The sequence below is a fragment of the Defluviitalea phaphyphila genome (assembly GCF_001466305.1).
In the GTDB taxonomy this organism is placed as follows: domain Bacteria; phylum Bacillota; class Clostridia; order Lachnospirales; family Defluviitaleaceae; genus Defluviitalea_A; species Defluviitalea_A phaphyphila.
The window spans coordinates 1-17,266 of record NZ_JWID01000023.1 but is presented as its reverse complement, the minus strand read 5'-3'; the positions used below and the strand labels follow the sequence as shown (position 1 = coordinate 17,266).

Genomic DNA, 17,266 nt, shown 5'->3' with positions numbered 1-17,266 from the left:
TCGGGGAGTTGATATGGCCCATTGGTCAAGCGGTTAAGACACCGCCCTTTCACGGCGGTAACAGGGGTTCGAGTCCCCTATGGGTCATACATATGCCGACGTGGCTCAATTGGCAGAGCAGCTGACTTGTAATCAGCAGGTTATCGGTTCGAGTCCGATCGTCGGCTCCAGATTGAGGGCCTTTAGCTCAGTTGGTTAGAGCATCCGGCTCATAACCGGACGGTCCGGGGTTCGAGTCCCTGAAGGCCCACTACAATTTAAAAATTAAATTGTATTTTTTATTTTGGATGTGGCCCAGTGGCTCAGTTGGTTAGAGCGTCGGCCTGTCACGCCGAAGGTCGAGGGTTCGAGTCCCTTCTGGGTCGCCATTTATTTTCCAGACGTAATGTCTGGGTGTGGCGCAGTTTGGTAGCGCGCTAGAATGGGGTTCTAGAGGTCGCAGGTTCAAGTCCTGTCACCCAGACCAAGCCAAAACTTAATATTAATTTTAAACACAATATGGGCGCATAGCTCAGCTGGGAGAGCACCTGCCTTACAAGCAGGGGGTCACAGGTTCGAGTCCTGTTGCGCCCATCATATTGTGCCGGAGTGGCGGAACTGGCAGACGCACAGGACTTAAAATCCTGCGGTCCCATAAAGACCGTACCGGTTCGATTCCGGTCTCCGGCATATTTTAATTATAAAAATATAGGTGCGCATAGCTCAGCTGGATAGAGCGTCTGACTACGGATCAGAAGGCCGAGGGTTCGAATCCTTCTGCGCACGTTAGTTAATAGAAATAGGGGCTGTAAGATTTTTTTGTATCTTATGGTTTCTATTTCATATTTTTATGTTCAAATTTTGCGGATGTGGCGGAATTGGCAGACGCGCTAGATTCAGGTTCTAGTGGTAGCAATACCGTGTGGGTTCAAATCCCGTCATCCGCATAAAATATCAGTAAATAAATTTTAGTAAATAAAAAGAGTATAATAGTTTGTATTAGCTATTGTACTCTTTTATTTGATTTACATGAAATTACCATAGTATATTTAATAACAAGCAAAATTAATAACCTTGTAAGGAATTTTTTTATGTAGTATAATGGAAAATAATTAAATTTAATAAAATCCTAGGGATTTTGGAGGAATTATGAAAAATATATTAATTGATAATATTGATAAAAGAATGACAGCACCATTAGTTGAATATTTAGTAAAAAAAGGATATAATGTTGAGGGTATAAAATTTAAGAATACAAAAGTGATTAGTAATCATATAAATTCTGTTTTTGAAATTTCTAAAGAGAATATAAAAGAGGATTTAATTAAAGTTTTAAGTAAATTTTCTAGTGAAGATTATTTATTAGTTGGACATCCTCTTGTTATAGAAGCTGTAAATGAAATAAGACCAAATATAAAATATATAGTTCCAACTAATGAATTAATCAAAAAAATAACTAATAAAAAATGGTTAATGGATTTTGCTAATAACTTAAATATAAAAGTTCCAAAGAATACTACTAATAAATATCCATTAGTAGTTAAATTAAATAATTCAGAAAATACTACTCTAAAGCCTCAACAAAGATATAAGATAGTAAATAACGAAGAAGAATATAGAAAAGCTATTGAAACAATATCAAACAATAAAGATAACATTTTAGTACAAGAATATGTTACAGGAAAAGGTTTTGGAGTTTCCATGTTATTAGATTTTAATTCTAATTTAGTAGATTATATAATGCATGAGAGAATTTTAGAATATCCTATTTCAGGTGGGCCTAGTGCTATTTGTATCTCTCAGTATAAAAAGGATTTAGTATATAGTGCATACAAACTTTTAAAAGAGTTAAAATGGACAGGCTATGCCATGGTTGAATTTAAAGGTGATTATTTAATAGAAATTAATCCAAGATATTGGGGCAGTATGCCCTTATTATTTGTAGCTAAATCTGATTTTTTTGAGAATTATCTTAAAGTCTTAGATAATTCTCATAAAAACATAGATGAAAATGATATCCCATATAAATTAAAGAAAAAGATGTACTATTTTCCACAAGCTTATTTTGCAGTTATTGCTTATCTTAAAAGGGGCAATATAAAAAAAGCTTTAAAACATATAGCAAACATTATTACTGCTAAAGAAGGTATTTTTTATTTTAAAAATCCAGTACCTTTTATTAATTATTTGAAATCCTTGGTTAGGAGAAATATAAAATGAAATTATGTTTACATATTCATTCGGAATATTCTCATGACAGTAAGAGTTCAGTAAAAGAGATAGTTAATACTGCAAAAAAATTGGGATATAATGTTATAGCTATTACAGACCATAATACAGCAAAAGGGGGAGTAGAAGCCCTAAAATATCAAGATAATGGAATAAAGATTATACCTGGAGCAGAGTTTTCTACTCAATATGGTCATGTATTAGCATATTTTATTGATGAAACTATAGAAAAAAATACTCCTAAAATAGATAATAAACGTTTTGATTTTTATAAAATTGTGGAGAATGTAAAAAAATCTAATGGAGTTTTAATATTAGCACATCCTTATAATAGTAAACTAAAAGATAATATGGATATTTTAAATCATGTAGATGGAATAGAAAAGTATAATGCTAGACTAGATTCTTTTTACTTTAAAACAAAATCAAATAATTTTACAGATTCTCTATTAAATAAGAAAAACTTTATTTATTTAGGAGGACCTGATGCTCACTCCTTAGAAGAATTGAAAAATTGTTATACTATTACAGAGGATTTTGATCTCAACCCAAAAGATTTTAAAAGTGCTTTAATAAAAAAAAGTATTATTTATTATAAAAAATCTTCCAATTATATAATAGCGAAAGCAAAGCTTCATAATTTAAAAAAGTTTAAATTTAAAATAATAATAAAAAATATAATAAGAATGATATTTGGAATATATGAAATATTTTATAATAAGATAACAAGGAGTAAAGAATATGAAACTATATGCATTAGCAAGAAAAGTTAATAAAAAGATTAAACAAAGAAAGAGAGAAAAAGCAGGAAAATATTTATCACCTGTTAGAAGATTTGAAAGGTTTGCTGTTCCTAATGATGAAAAAATAGTAGCTATGACTTTTGATGATGGACCTATGAATATGCCTATTAATCCTATAACTGATCCTAAATATAAAAATTGTGGACTTACAAAAATTTTAGTTAATATTATGAAAGAATATGAAGCTAGAGGAACATTTAATGTTATAGGAACTACAGAATATAATTATCCAGATAAAGAAGGAACTATTAATAAACCTACTTGGAGTGGAGTAAAGCATGACCATTATCCAAAATTTAAGAAAGATAAATATGCCGGTGCAAAAAATCAAAAGGAATTAATTAAATTACTTTTAGATAATGGTCATGAAATATCAAACCATGGCTACAGACATGTTTTATTTGGCAAAAATAATATTGTATATGGAAGTAGAGAGCATTTTTCTAACATCAATGAAGTAGTATCAGATTTAACTCAATTACATAAGTTATTAAAAGATGAATTTAATTATGAAATTATTATGTCAAGACCTCCTCACTATATTGATAAAATTCCTGATGGATTTACATCTTATGATGCCTATGCTCTAATGGGATATGATTATTTAGCAGCTAGTTTTGATGGCGGAGGTTGGATGCCAACAGTAGGGGATTATAATGAAGATGTTAGAAAAATGGTTGACCCCATAAAAAATGTATTAAAAAATGATGAAATGTCTTTAAATGGTCAAATTATATTTCAAAAAGATGGATACAATATGTCTTTAATGACTCCAGTTGTTACTGCTCTAAAGGAACAATTAGAAATATTAAAGAATTATGGATATAGGGTTATTACCGTTAGAGAATTAAAAGATATGTATCCTTTTGAAGATTTTAATGATAAATCTAAAAATTTTGAAATTGCTAGAGATTTAGATAGAAAAGGTTTTATTATAGGATATAAAACTAATGAATTTAAACCAGATAAAGAACTTACTATTGGAGAAATGGTAATGATGACTTTGACAAAAGAAGAGTATAAAAAAGAACTTGAAAACATTATAAATTCTAAAAAGGAAAAAAGTATATATTTAAAACAACCATATTATTTAGCATTTTTACATTATAATAGATTAGATTTAATGGATAAAAGAGATAAATTAGCAACAAGAGAGGATATAATAAAATTTTTCAGTGATAATTTTGGAATAACACCGTCTATTAAAAATAACACCATTAAACGATTTGAATATTTAGAGGTTTTAGACGCAATAAAAAATAAGTAATGAAAGAGGGAAAACATGAGAAATTTAAAAAGAGCACTAATCTTTTTCAGCGTAATAGCAATATTTATTAATATGTCTATAACAAATGTATTAGCAAAACCAAATAAATTTTTAGAAACAGATATTAATATTATAATAGATGAAGAAATGTTTAAGCCTTCAATTAAGCCAATAATAAATAATGGAAGAATTTTAGTGCCCTTGAGGTCCTTGTTTGAAACCATGGATATAAATGTAGAATGGGATAATGTTGAAAAAAAAGTATGTGCCATGAGGGATGGCAATATTGTACAGATATTTATTAATTCTGATATAGCTTTTATAAATGAAGAGGAAATTAAACTTGATCAACCAGCGATAATATATAATGATACTACTTATGTTCCCTTAAGATTTATAGGGGAATCTTTTGGAGGAAATGTTATATGGGATAATGCCACTAAAACGGCTATAATTACAACTAATTTTGTTAAATTACCTAAAATTCGTGAATATAGTAATATGAGTATAGTTGTAAATAAAAGTAAAATTAATACTTACCTAAATCCTATAATGAATGGAAATACGGGAATGGTTCCTGCAGAAATAGTACTTAAAGCTATGGGAATGAAGACATATATTGATTATACTACAGGAGAGTTAGTGGCTTTAAAGGATAATGAAGTGGAATTAAGAATTAATATTTTAGACAAAACAGTAACTGTTAATGGAGAATATATAGAACCTCAGCAAGAAATAATAGATTATAACGAAACTTTATATGTACCCTTAAAATTTCTTGAACAAGTTTTTGGAGCTACTGTTGTTTGGGATAGTAATGCAAAACAAGTAAATATTTATTCCAAAGAATCAGCCTTTTTACTACCCTTTTTAGAAAAGGAGTTTATTTGGGGTGGAGTAGTTCCAAAGAATGTACCAGAGCCAATTCCAGAAGGAAATACAAGGCTTATGGTTAGTGATAATCCAGAAAAATTTAATGAAATGACAGTTTTTCAGGACCCTGCAGTACTTTGGCATGATATTGTAGAAGAAGATGAAGAATATATAAGACATATTGTATTTGGATATCATGAAAATAAATTTAATGAACCAGTAACTATAGGAATAACAATAGAGAATTTATCTGATACTAATGATATTGAATTAGTTGATGTTAGAGGAGTCTCTAGGACTAGTAATAGAGGATGGGCAATTTATGATGTTGGATTAAAAGTAGCTGAGTTAAGTTTAAGTGGTACTTTACCATTAATTCCCATGAACACAACATACATAAAATCTGGTTCCACTCAAATAATAGATAGTCTTCATCTAGGATCAGAAACTTTAATAGGATTCCAATATGAGTTTAAAGTAAAAAAAGCATCAGGTAGTGGAAAATTAAATTATGTAATAAGAACAGTTGTAACAAAAGGAGATGAATTAAGTTTATTATATGCTAAAGGAGACCCATTACCTTTAGATTTTGATAATAAACATCCTAGAGGAACATGGGATTTTGCAAGACTTACAACAGAACTACCAGTATATGAAGCAGGAGATAATCAAGTAGCATATTCTATATCTAATAAAGAAACCGATAATATTTTTTCAGCGGAAAATAGTTTTGGTAAAGAGTATGGAACAATAGGGAATATTGGACATTATGGAGCTACTTATAAGATAAAGATTCCTGTTGTAAATAATACAGGAGAAGAAAAAACTATTCGTGTTAGATTAAATCCTAGAGGAGGACGTTGTGCAGCAGCAGTAAAAACAGAAGAAGGATACTTTATAACTCCTGAAATGAGCTCACAAGAAGCAGCTAATATAATAGATTACACTTTAGAAGATGGAGAAGAAAAAGTCATAGAATTTGAAATGATGAATGCAGGAGGTTCAAGTCTTCCAATAGCAATAAATATAATTACATTAGATTAAAATATAAAAATCCCCTATATAGGGGATTTTTATATTTTCCCTTAATCTATTGATTTCTCTTTAGAACATTCTCCATTAAAAAGTTCCATATAAAGAGAAATATTATTCCACATGGTTTAAATATTAATAAAGATAAACTTTACATATATAGAAAAATTATCCACAAAATGTGAATACAATGTGGATAACTGGTAAAAAAAGGAGCGAAATTTCATTTTTCCAAAAAAAACCTCTTGAAAATTATTAAATAAATGTTACAATATTTATGATTTCAATTAATAATTTTAATAAATAAGTAAAAAATGAGGGATGAAAAATATGAAGAAAATATTTATAAAAATCTGGTTGTTTATTATTTGCATAGGAATTCCTTCTAGTTCTTTAGCTTCATCTTATGTAATGCATACAGTAAAAGAAGGAGATAGTTTATATAGTATTTCAAAAGACTATAATATAAGTTATAACAATCTAATTAGTTTAAATGGCAATGAAGAAATATATGAAGGAAACTTAATAAAACTTCGTCCTATTGATGATAATAAAACTATTCAAATCTATTTAAATGATAACTACATATACTCTGAAGTAGAACCGTACATGGAAAATGGACGTACTTTTGTACCTATTAGGTTTATTTCAGAATCTATAGGTATAGATGAGATATATTGGGATTCTAATAAAGAAGAAGCGATTCTTATAAAAGACGGAACTTCTATTGTTTTACCAATTAATAAATCTTATGCATTAGTTAATAATATATCTATTGAATTAGATGCTCCAATTAATATATATAATGGAAGAACTTTCATTCCTATTAGGTTTGTATCAGAAGCTTTTGATATAGATGTTTATTGGGATGAAGATAATACAGCTGTAAATTTATATACTAAAGATTATATTAAAACTAAATCTCAAGATACAGTTATATCTCCAGCTTATTCTAATTTTTATTCAGAAGAAGATTTGTATTGGTTATCTAGATTAGTACAAGCAGAAGCAGGAGGAGAACCCTTTGAAGGGAAATTAGCTGTTGCTAATTGTGTTATAAATAGAAAGGAAAGTGATGATTTTCCTAATACTATAAAAGAAGTTATATTTGATACTAATTGGGGAGTACAATATACTCCAGTAGCTAATGGAGCTATATATAATAATCCTTCAGAAGAAAGTATTAAAGCTGCAAAGATGGCATTAGAAGGGAATAATAATATAGGAGAGTGCTTATATTTTTTAAATCCTAAAAAATCAACTAGTTATTGGATTATTCAAAATAGAACGTTTTATAAAACAATAAATAATCATGATTTCTATTTATAAACAATAAAAACTGCTAATAAATATTTATTAGCAGTTTTTATTGTTATTATATGAAGAATTATTATATAATAAATATAAATGCATATAAGATAAAGGAGGAGAATATTGTGGTTAAGACTAATACAAAAAAATTAGTTATTAGTTCTTTTTTTATTGCTTTAGGAGTAGTATTACCTCAGGTATTTCATATATTTGGAGGAAAAGAAGCAGGAAGTTTATTGTTACCCATGCATATACCCGTTCTTTTAGCAGGTTTTATTGTAGGATATAAATATGGATTTTATGTTGGAATATTAACTCCTATTTTAAGTCATTTTATAACGGGAATGCCTCCTATATCTCCTGTACCAATTCTTCCTATGATGATATTTGAATTAGCTACTTATGGTTTAGTATCAGGAATTTTATATCAAAAATTAAAACAAAATTTATTTGTATCATTATTTGGAGCTATGATAACTGGTAGAATAGCTTATGCAATAGTTATGTGGGGACTTATTAATATATTTGGTATTTCATTTCCAGCAGGAATGAGTATCATTACTTCTGTGACTTCGGGAATACCAGGGATTATTTTACAGATTATTTTAATTCCATCTATAGTTCAAGGATTAAAATTTTATCAAAGAAAAAGTGAGAATAAAAAACTTTATAAAGGTGGATTTTAATTCGATATCAAATTAATCAAAAAATTTTTTTCTTTAATAATAACTAAAAAAAGCTATCTTAGTTTTTTCTTGACTAAGATAGCTTTTTTAAAATAGATAATACTTTTATTCAATTTCTCCTACGTATAAAAAACGATCCATAAGTTCATTATATCTAAAATAATATTTATTACGTTTAATATCATATTCTTCAAAATCAACGAATTTAATTATATCTGCTTCTACGACAATTCCATCTATTTTTCCATATTTATTAAAAGCTAATTCAATTAATTTAATATTATCAACCTCATAGTCAATAAAAGCATCAGATGCAAGAATATCTTGATTAAGAGCCATATAATAATCTAAATCTTCTTCTACAAAAGTTATATCGAAGTCAGAAAAAAGGTTAAGAGGGTCTTGGTAAAAATCTTTGTAATCTGGTAGCGATACAGTTCCTATTATGTTACTTAAATGAATATCTGCATCGTTTTCAGCATATTCAACAGTATAATATATGTCTAGCTCTTCTATACGCTCTATATCAGTAGTAAAAGTTAAATTTTTTCCGATACCTTGATTGGAATGGACAAAACGATAGTTATGTTGAGGAGAAGTATTTTCGATTTTCCCTTCATTTTCTTTTATTTCTTTTTCATCAGTTGATGGTTCTTTTTCAATAATATTGGTATCAGAAGAAGATAAATTACTGTTAGAATCATTAATTAATTGCTTAACTTCTGCGAATGTATATACAGGCAAATCGTAAAAATCTATTGCATTAATTTGATTAGCAATATCCTTTAAATGTTCAGTTGAAACTGCAAAGTTCAAATCAGCTTCTCCCATACCAGCAGTTGTTATGCCAACAACTTTTCCAGTTTCATCAAATAAAGCTCCTCCAGAATTACCATGTGTAATAGGTATAGAAATTTGCAATAGATAAATGCCTTCATTATTCCATGTGTTAGAAATAATACCTGTTGATACTGTGTTAAATAGTCCTAGTGGTGATCCAATAGCTACAGCAACTTCACCTTTTTCTACATCTTCTATTCCACCAAGAACAACTGGTTCAATTCCTATTTGTTTTTTCAGTTTAAGAACTGCAATATCTAGATAAGGGTCTGCACAAATGATTCCATCTACATCAATTGTACTTTCATCAGAAAGAAGAATATAAGCCTCGTTTCCTCCATCAATTACATGATAATTTGTTACGATAATCCCATCTTCAATGAAAAATCCACTTCCTTGTGCGGTTCCTTGATTAGTTTCAACAAAAACAGCTACAATTTTATGGTCATTTTCTTGTACTATTTCTTTTACAGATTTTAAAGCTTCTTCTTCGGTTATAGTATTAGAAGGAATAAAAGATTGAACAGTATCTTCTGTATCTAAATCTTCTATAGATTGTAATTCGTTATAAGTAACTTCTATTGAATTATTTCGTTTTTCTAAATCTTCTTCAGATATCCCATCCATAACAAGATATTTTAATTCACCATCGTTAGTTTCAATAATTACAAGATTATTGTATAATGTAGCTTCTCCTTCTCTATGTTTAATTTCTCCGTCTATATTTATGTCATAATTTGCATAACATGTAAAGTCCATTTTAACTAGATACTCAATTCCAAAAGGTTTTTTATTTTTACCTATAAGTTCTACAGTTTGAAATTCTCTTATTTCTATTTTAAGGTTAGCAAACATTACATCTTCATAAAGATTCATTATATTATATTCGGGACCATTATAAGCATATTGTTCATAAAATTCTGGAGAACCATCTAATCTATCTAATTCCATTACAGCAGTTTTTGCAAATTTAATAATATCTTCTTCAGTAAACTTTGTAGAAGAAATATTATCTGCTTTTTCGTACTCAAAACTAATATTTGTTATATTATTATTTTCTTCCGAAACAGAAGTATGGTCTGAAACAGAGGCATCAATTGATTCATTATTAGAAGGAGTTAATGTTTCTGTATCAGATAATAATATCATAAATATAAAAAAACATACTAATATACTAATACCAAATATAATTGCTTTTAAAGGATTTTTTTTGCGACTATTAGCAGGATTAATTTTATTATTATTGGGTTTATTAATTTTATAAATTTGATTTTGCATATTAACGTTTTTATATTTATTAATATTATTATTAACTTCATTAGAATTATTAACCTGGTTTGATATATCAATTGTATTATTAATGATAGTTTCTAATTTATCAATACTAATAAATAATGTATCATTTGTAGCATCTAAATTGTAGGCATTAGTTAAGTAGTATTCCATATCTTTAGAGGGATTAATATTTTCAATTTTAAATGAAATTATTCTTTTATTAGCATCTATTGCTTTTTGCAATTCTCTAATAATTTTTTGTGAAGAATTAGAATTAGAAGAAAAAATAATAACTATCACACTACATTTTTCAATAGCATTAAATATGGCTTCTCCATAATTTTGTCCTGCCAAAATATTCTTAGAAGGCATCCAACATTTTAATCCTTTCTTTTCTAACTCTTCATACAAAGCTTCAGCAATGGGACTATCTTCAAGAGCATGGGAAATAAAGATATGGTTCATAATTTCACCTCTATACATAAATTTTCCATAATTACTACAATTATAATTATACAAAAGTTATTTGATATATTTCAATATATTTCGAAAAATATTTTTATTTGATATATGATAGTAATTATAAATATTTAATAAACAAAATAGATGATTATTATATAAGAAATTTTACTTATAATAGCTAAATTATTAAAATTCTCTTATAAAATTTTACTTGAATTATTAATTTATACAAAGTTTATGTAATGTATATATTATTGTGTATTTAATTATTTATAAAGTAATAAAAAACATTTAATGATAAGAAAATTATAATAATAAAAAATAATATTGAAAAAAACACAGAATAAGGATATAATAATAAAGAAAAAATGTAACAAATAAACAAAAATGATAATAGAATTAAACTAATATAATAAATAATTAATTTTCAATTCTTAACAATAATAAGAAATACAATAGAAAAATAAAAATTATTAGAATATACAATTAAAAATATACAATATTATACTATATTACAAAATAAGTAAAGTTTAAAAAGGAGTATTTAAAATGAGACAATCATATACCATTATAGAAACAAATAACATTAAAAATAAAGTTAGAGAAATAAAAAAGATAAAAGAGGATTACGAACAATTATTAACGAATTTAAATTCAATAATAGACGGACTTCAAAATTATTGGGAAGGGGGTACTTATGATATATTAAAACAACAATATGAAGAGTTTAAAAAAGTTATAGAGAAGTTTAAAACAAGTATAGAACACTTATCTAGTAAAATAGAAAATATAGCTATAAATTGTGAAATAGCAGATGAAAAATATGGCAAATGCAATAAGTAGAGAAATAAAATCAGTTACTTATAAATATTAATTTATAATTTATTTACATAATAAAAACATTTTATGAGGAGATAGTATGGGGAATATAGCAATACATATTTATTATCAAAATAATTTTAAAGAGATTATTTTAAAAGATACGGACACAGATATATGGTCTATTGTTTTTGAAAACAATGGGGATATAAAAATAGCTAATAAAAAAGTTTCAAAATCTCATATATTTTTTGAAAAAATACAAAGTGATTGGAGTTTATCACCTAAAGACAATAATATAGAAATAAGGCTTTTAAATATAATCATAAATGAACCAAGGATAATTTCATATGAAGATACTTATGAAATAAATTTTATTAATAGAAATACTAAAGCATTAGTATGGATAAGAAATGCAGATGAGTTAAATCAGAATTTTTTTAAATATCCTTTAGAAAATAAAACAATTACTGTTGGAGGAGAAAGTACCAATTCTATTATTTTGACAGATTCAGCAATTGGTAATAAATCCTTTGAAATCAGATATGAAAATCGAAATTATGTATTATATCCTATTGATGGAGAAGTATACATAAATGAAGAAAAAGTAGAAAATTCACAAAGAATAAAGGTTAATGATGAAATAAGAATATGTGGAAATAAAATAATAGTAAGAAAAGATTGTTTAGAAGTATTTAATAAATTAGAAATTAAAAATTTAAATAAAGAAGATGACGATACTAATTATCCTTTATTTAAAAGACCTCCTAGATTTTATCCTCCTATTCCCAATGAAACCGTTGAAATACCAGACCCACCACCAATGCCAACAAAGCCAAGTACATCATTGATTTCAATATTTTTGCCAGCAATTATTATGGTAGGAATAACAATATTTATTTCTATATTTTTTAGCAGATATGGAATTTATTCTGTGATGTTCATGCTTGGTTCTGTAATAGTTTCAGTTATTAATTTACTTACTCAAAAATCAAATTATAAAAAGCAAATAAAAATTAGAGAACAGAAATATTTAGAACAAATAGATCATTATCGCAAACAATTTGATAAACAAAAAACTATACAATCAGAAAGTTTGTACAAAATACATCCTAATATAGATGAATGTATGAAGATAGTTAAATTAAGAGATAAAAATTTATGGAATAGAACTCCTCAAGATGAAGATTTTTTAGATTTAAGGATAGGTATAGGAAATGTTCCTTTTGGTGTTAAGATACAGACTGGCAAAAAGCAACTTATGTTAGAGCCAGACATTTTAGCAGAAGAACCTCATAAATTAGCAGATGAATATTATAACATTTCCAATGTTCCTGTAACTATCCCAATAGCAAAAAATGGGATAACAGGTCTTATAGGCACAAGATTTAATTTAATACCTTCTGTATTATCACTAATAACACAACTTTGTACCCATCATAGTTATGTAGAAGTAAAATTGGTCATAATATATCCTTCTAATGAATCAGAACAATGGGAAAATCTTAAATGGCTTCCCCATGTTTGGGACGATGATTATAAGGTTAGATTTATGGCCAAAGACAAAATATCAGCTCATCAGATGTTAACAACATTTAATGACATATTAAAAGAGAGAGAAAGAAAGGTTAAAAACCAATACGATGGTATAGTATATATTCCACATTATGTATTTATACTAGCAGATATGTCTTTACTTGAAAACGAACCAATTATGAGCTATTTATCTAAATCCAACCACAATTTAGGATATTCTTCTATTTTCCTTGCAAATCGAATAGAAGCTTTACCTAGAGATTGTAAAAGCATTTTAGAAATAGATACAAAACTAGGTAGATTTATAAAGTCATCGATATATGCTGAAAAAGAAATATTTATTCCTGATAAAGTAGCTAGTGAAACTGTAGAAAATTTTGCTAGATTAATGAGTCCTATTAGATTAAAACAAACAACAGTTTCTACAGATATACCTAAAAAAATAACTTTATTTGAAATGTATAAAGTAAATAGTGTAGAAGAGCTTAATATACCAGAAAGATGGGCAAAAAGCGAGGCTTTTAGTTCTCTTGCAGTTCCCTTAGGAGTAGGAATGGGAGGAGAAGTTTTATATTTTAATATTCATGAAAAAGCTCATGGTCCTCATGGATTAGTAGCAGGAACAACTGGGTCAGGGAAAAGTGAGATATTACAATCTTTAATAGCTTCTTTAGCAATAAATTTTCATCCAAATGACCTAGCTTTTGTAATTATAGATTACAAAGGGGGAGGAATGGCTGATTTATTCAGTGGGCTTCCTCACTTAATAGGTACTATAACGAATTTAGATGGAAAAAGAATAATGCGAGCATTGATTGCTATTGAAAGTGAAATGAAAAGAAGACAAGAATTATTTAGAGAATATGGAGTAAATCATATAGACAATTATCAAAAACTATATAAAAGAGGACAATGTAAAGAGCCACTTCCTCATTTAATTATGATATTTGATGAATTTGCAGAATTAAAAGTAGACCAACCAGAATTTATGACTCAAGTAATAAGTGCTGCCAGAATAGGAAGAACTTTAGGGATTCACTTAATATTAGCTACGCAAAAACCATCAGGAGTAGTTGATGATCAAATATGGAGTAATTCTAGTTTTAAGTTATGTCTTAAGGTAAAAACAACTCAAGATAGTATGGAAGTGTTAAAGACTCCAGATGCGGCAGATATAAAATATCCCGGTAGAGCTTATTTACAAGTAGGGAATAATGAGCTTTTTGAATTATTTCAATCAGCGTGGAGTGGAGCAGAATATAAAGGTAATAAAGATAACTCATCTAATAAAATCAATATATCTAAGGTAGATATAAATGGGAAAAGAACATTATTATATTCAAATACGTTAGGAGAAGAAAAAGAAGAAGAAGTTAGTGAATTAGGAGTATTAAAACAGCATATTATAAAAATTTCTGAGGATTTAAATATAAGAAAATTAAAAAATCTATGGACAAAACCTATTCCAGATAAAATTTATATTTCAGATATAGACTATAAACCATTAAAAGATGAAATTTCAGCAGTTATGGGGATGATAGACGACCCATATAAACAAACCCAGTATCCATTAGTACATAATTTTATAAAAGATGGAAATTTACTAATATATGCAGATATAGCATTAGGGAAAACTACATCAATACAAACTTTAATAGTGTCTTTAGTAGAAAATTATACTCCAGATAAAGTATGTTTTTATATATTAGACTTTGGAAGTAAAGTATTAAAAAGTTTTGAACAATTAAATCACTGTGGGGATGTAGTAACAATGGACGAAGAAAAGAAATATAAATATTTTGTAAAAATGATAGATAGAGAAATGCAAAAAAGAAAAGAAGAATTTGCAAGGCATTCAGTAGCAAATTATTATGCGTATAAACAAATAGTGCAATCAGAAATGCCTATATGGATAATAATGTTAGATAACTATTCAAATTTTATAGAATTATATCCTGATGAAGAAGAATTTTTAATTCGTCTATGTAGAGATGGTGCAAGCTTAGGTATATATGTTGTATTTACAGTATCAAAGCCATCAGATATTAGATATAAAATAGCTATGTATTTTAAAAGTGTAATAGCTATAGGTGTAGAAGATAAATACGAATTAAGCTCAATAGTAGGAAAAGCTAGAAGTTTTGATATTCCTGATATACCAGGAAGAGGATTTATAAAAGGACAACCACCTTTAGAAATACAAATATCTTTACCATTTAAAGGAGATACAGAAGCAGAAAGACTAAAACAAATGAGAGAATGGATAAAAAAATATAGCAACAAAGATGAAAAAATTTGGGATAGAAGAATCCCATTACTTCCATCACAGTTTAATATATCAGAGTTATATAATACTTATAAAGTATTAGAAAATACAAAAGAAGAATATCTTCCAATAGGATTAAACGAAGATGTAGAAGTAGTAAATATAAATTTAAATAAAAATCCTTATAAATTAATTACAGGTAGTTATGGATTAGGTAAGACAAATATGTTAAAAACAATGTTATTAACTTTAGCAAAAAAATATACTCCAGAACAAGTAGAAATTTATATAGTAGATAATATATATGGAGACTTATACGATTACAAAAACCTACCTCATGTTGCAAAATATTGTAACACTTCTCAAAATGAATTAGATGAAATCTTTGAACATTTAAAACAAGAATTAGAATTAAGAAAAAATAAAATGATAGAGAAAAAAGAAGACACAAAAGAAGAAAAATACATATTAATAGTTATAGAAAATATAATAGATATCATAAGACAAGATAAGTATAATCAAACTAAATTTTTAGAAAATCTAATAAAAGGAAGAAGCTTAGGAGTAGGAGTATGGGTAAGCGCTCCTATTGAAGAATTAAGTTCTGAATATCATCCTTTAGCCCAAGCTGTAAAAAATCTTCAACAGGGAATATATTTTGGAGATTTATTAGAACAGTCTATATTTAACGTACGAATTAAATATTCCCAAGAACAAAGGAAAATTCCAGGAGAAGGGTATTTAATTATAAAAGGACAATATACATACATAAAAACTCCTTATGCTACAGAAGAAGAGATAAAAGATTATATAGAAAATATAAATAATAAATATTATAAAGAGGAAGTAGGTTAAAAATGGAACAGGCAATAGTAACCATATATATACCGGATAGAGAATATAGTTGTGATTTAGAGGTGCCAACTAATATAAAGATAGAAATATTAATACAATTAATAATTAAAGCTCTAAAGTTAGATTCAAATAATTATAAAACATTAAAATGTAAAAATACAGGAGAAATATTAAAAGAAGATACTACTTTAGCAGAAAAAGGTTTATGGGCAGGAAGTATATTAATATTAGAGTAAAGGATGAAAACTATAAAAGATATTTATTATTACTGGGAAGGTTATAGTCAAAATATATTCTATTATGCCATGTATGCTAAAACATATACTATTCAAAAGCATACAATTAATAAATTATTTAATATAAAAATAAAATTAAAAAATTTAGCAGAAAAATTAGAAAAAGAACAAAGAGAAAAAAGCAATGATATACAGATTTTAGTAGTAAAAATATAATCTATAAAAATACAATATATGACAAATAATAAAATTTAAAAAAAATATTGAAAAAAGTATAAATTTATTATACAATCATATTGCATATTCCAAAATATATAAAACATATAAATAAAACAAGATTTTGGAATTAAAAACAATATCTAATTATAATTAGAAAGGAGGGAAAATATGGGACAAAGAATAAAGCTTGATTCACAACAAGTAAGAAGCTTTGTTAGTGAAATAAAAGCTTATAATAGCCAAGCAAAACAAATGATGCGAGGAGTTCAACAAGAAGTAGATGAAGCACAACAAGTATGGAAAGGTGATTCTGCAGAAGCTTATGCAAAAGCTTTTACAGAAGTAAGAAAAGAAGTTGAAAATCAAATGGAGCAATTCCTTGAAGCATTAGCAGATAATTTAAATGAAGTGGCTAAAGCAATGATGGAAATGGAAAGCGATATAGCAAGTAGTATTAGCATAAGATAGATAATAGAATATATTAAATATAATATAAATGATACAATAAAAATGTAATAAAATGATCATTTAAGAATGTAGGGAAATAAGATATAATTATCTCTAAGATTAAGGAGGTA

12 protein-coding genes and 9 tRNA genes are annotated in these 17,266 nt (G+C 27.1%); 20 read left to right on the top strand and 1 reads right to left on the bottom strand.

Features of this window, described 5'->3' with window-relative positions; genetic code table 11:
* The first annotated feature begins 15 nt into the window (after positions 1 to 15).
* The 15 genes from OM90_RS10720 (at position 16) to OM90_RS10650 (ending at position 8,180) form a co-directional block, all read left to right on the top strand.
* Positions 16 to 87: transfer RNA gene (locus OM90_RS10720), tRNA-Glu, on the top strand.
* 7 nt (positions 88 to 94) lie between these two features.
* A tRNA-Thr gene (locus tag OM90_RS10715) sits at positions 95 to 170 on the top strand.
* A gap of 6 nt (positions 171 to 176) precedes the next feature.
* A tRNA-Ile gene (locus OM90_RS10710) sits at positions 177 to 250 on the top strand.
* Between the two features lie 41 nt (positions 251 to 291).
* Positions 292 to 368 (top strand) — tRNA-Asp (locus OM90_RS10705).
* Between the two features lie 21 nt (positions 369 to 389).
* A tRNA-Pro gene (locus OM90_RS10700) sits at positions 390 to 466 on the top strand.
* A gap of 34 nt (positions 467 to 500) precedes the next feature.
* Positions 501 to 573 (top strand) — tRNA-Val (locus OM90_RS10695).
* Between the two features lie 9 nt (positions 574 to 582).
* A tRNA-Leu gene (locus OM90_RS10690) sits at positions 583 to 669 on the top strand.
* Positions 670 to 691: 22 nt separating this feature from the next.
* Positions 692 to 765 (top strand) — tRNA-Arg (locus OM90_RS10685).
* Positions 766 to 842: 77 nt separating this feature from the next.
* Positions 843 to 926 (top strand) — tRNA-Leu (locus tag OM90_RS10680).
* 202 nt (positions 927 to 1,128) lie between these two features.
* The gene (locus OM90_RS10675) at positions 1,129 to 2,199 is read left to right on the top strand and encodes an ATP-grasp domain-containing protein (protein WP_058486878.1); all 1,071 of its coding nucleotides are present in this window, start codon (positions 1,129 to 1,131) and stop codon (positions 2,197 to 2,199) included.
* Positions 2,196 to 2,981, top strand: coding sequence for a PHP domain-containing protein (locus tag OM90_RS10670; protein WP_058486877.1), 786 nt, complete (start codon positions 2,196 to 2,198; stop codon positions 2,979 to 2,981). Before OM90_RS10675 ends, OM90_RS10670 begins: the two co-directional genes overlap by 4 nt.
* Positions 2,950 to 4,278: a polysaccharide deacetylase family protein gene (locus tag OM90_RS10665; RefSeq protein ID WP_058486876.1), complete on the top strand. Its 1,329-nt coding sequence runs from the start codon at positions 2,950 to 2,952 to the stop codon at positions 4,276 to 4,278. Before OM90_RS10670 ends, OM90_RS10665 begins: the two co-directional genes overlap by 32 nt.
* Positions 4,279 to 4,293: 15 nt before the next feature.
* A complete protein-coding gene (locus OM90_RS10660; protein ID WP_058486875.1) occupies positions 4,294 to 6,195 on the top strand; it encodes a stalk domain-containing protein in 1,902 nt (633 codons plus the stop codon).
* 318 nt (positions 6,196 to 6,513) lie between these two features.
* A complete protein-coding gene (locus OM90_RS10655) occupies positions 6,514 to 7,512 on the top strand; it encodes a stalk domain-containing protein (protein WP_058486874.1) in 999 nt (332 codons plus the stop codon).
* A 107-nt stretch (positions 7,513 to 7,619) separates the two neighbouring features.
* Positions 7,620 to 8,180, top strand: coding sequence for an ECF transporter S component (locus tag OM90_RS10650; protein ID WP_064505536.1), 561 nt, complete (start codon positions 7,620 to 7,622; stop codon positions 8,178 to 8,180).
* A gap of 105 nt (positions 8,181 to 8,285) precedes the next feature.
* Here the strand turns inward: OM90_RS10650 and OM90_RS10645 are convergent, their stop codons facing one another.
* Positions 8,286 to 10,760, bottom strand: coding sequence for a trypsin-like peptidase domain-containing protein (locus OM90_RS10645; protein ID WP_058486873.1), 2,475 nt, complete (start codon positions 10,758 to 10,760; stop codon positions 8,286 to 8,288).
* 546 nt (positions 10,761 to 11,306) lie between these two features.
* On the opposite strand from OM90_RS10645, the gene OM90_RS10640 reads away from it, so the two are divergent.
* The 5 genes from OM90_RS10640 to OM90_RS10620 all read left to right on the top strand — a co-directional run bounded on the left by OM90_RS10640 (position 11,307) and on the right by OM90_RS10620 (position 17,156).
* Positions 11,307 to 11,600 carry a WXG100 family type VII secretion target gene (locus OM90_RS10640; protein ID WP_058486872.1) on the top strand — a complete coding sequence of 98 codons (294 nt, stop codon included), beginning with the start codon at positions 11,307 to 11,309 and terminating at the stop codon, positions 11,598 to 11,600.
* 76 nt (positions 11,601 to 11,676) lie between these two features.
* Positions 11,677 to 16,233 (top strand): type VII secretion protein EssC, encoded by a 4,557-nt coding sequence (gene essC, locus OM90_RS10635; RefSeq protein WP_058486871.1) that lies wholly within the window; start codon positions 11,677 to 11,679, stop codon positions 16,231 to 16,233.
* 2 nt (positions 16,234 to 16,235) lie between these two features.
* Complete coding sequence (locus OM90_RS10630; RefSeq protein WP_058486870.1) at positions 16,236 to 16,469, top strand: EsaB/YukD family protein; 234 nt, start codon at positions 16,236 to 16,238, stop codon at positions 16,467 to 16,469.
* 3 nt (positions 16,470 to 16,472) lie between these two features.
* A complete protein-coding gene (locus OM90_RS10625; protein WP_058486869.1) occupies positions 16,473 to 16,685 on the top strand; it encodes a hypothetical protein in 213 nt (70 codons plus the stop codon).
* A gap of 171 nt (positions 16,686 to 16,856) precedes the next feature.
* Positions 16,857 to 17,156 carry a WXG100 family type VII secretion target gene (locus tag OM90_RS10620; protein WP_058486868.1) on the top strand — a complete coding sequence of 100 codons (300 nt, stop codon included), beginning with the start codon at positions 16,857 to 16,859 and terminating at the stop codon, positions 17,154 to 17,156.
* Positions 17,157 to 17,266 lie beyond the last annotated feature (110 nt).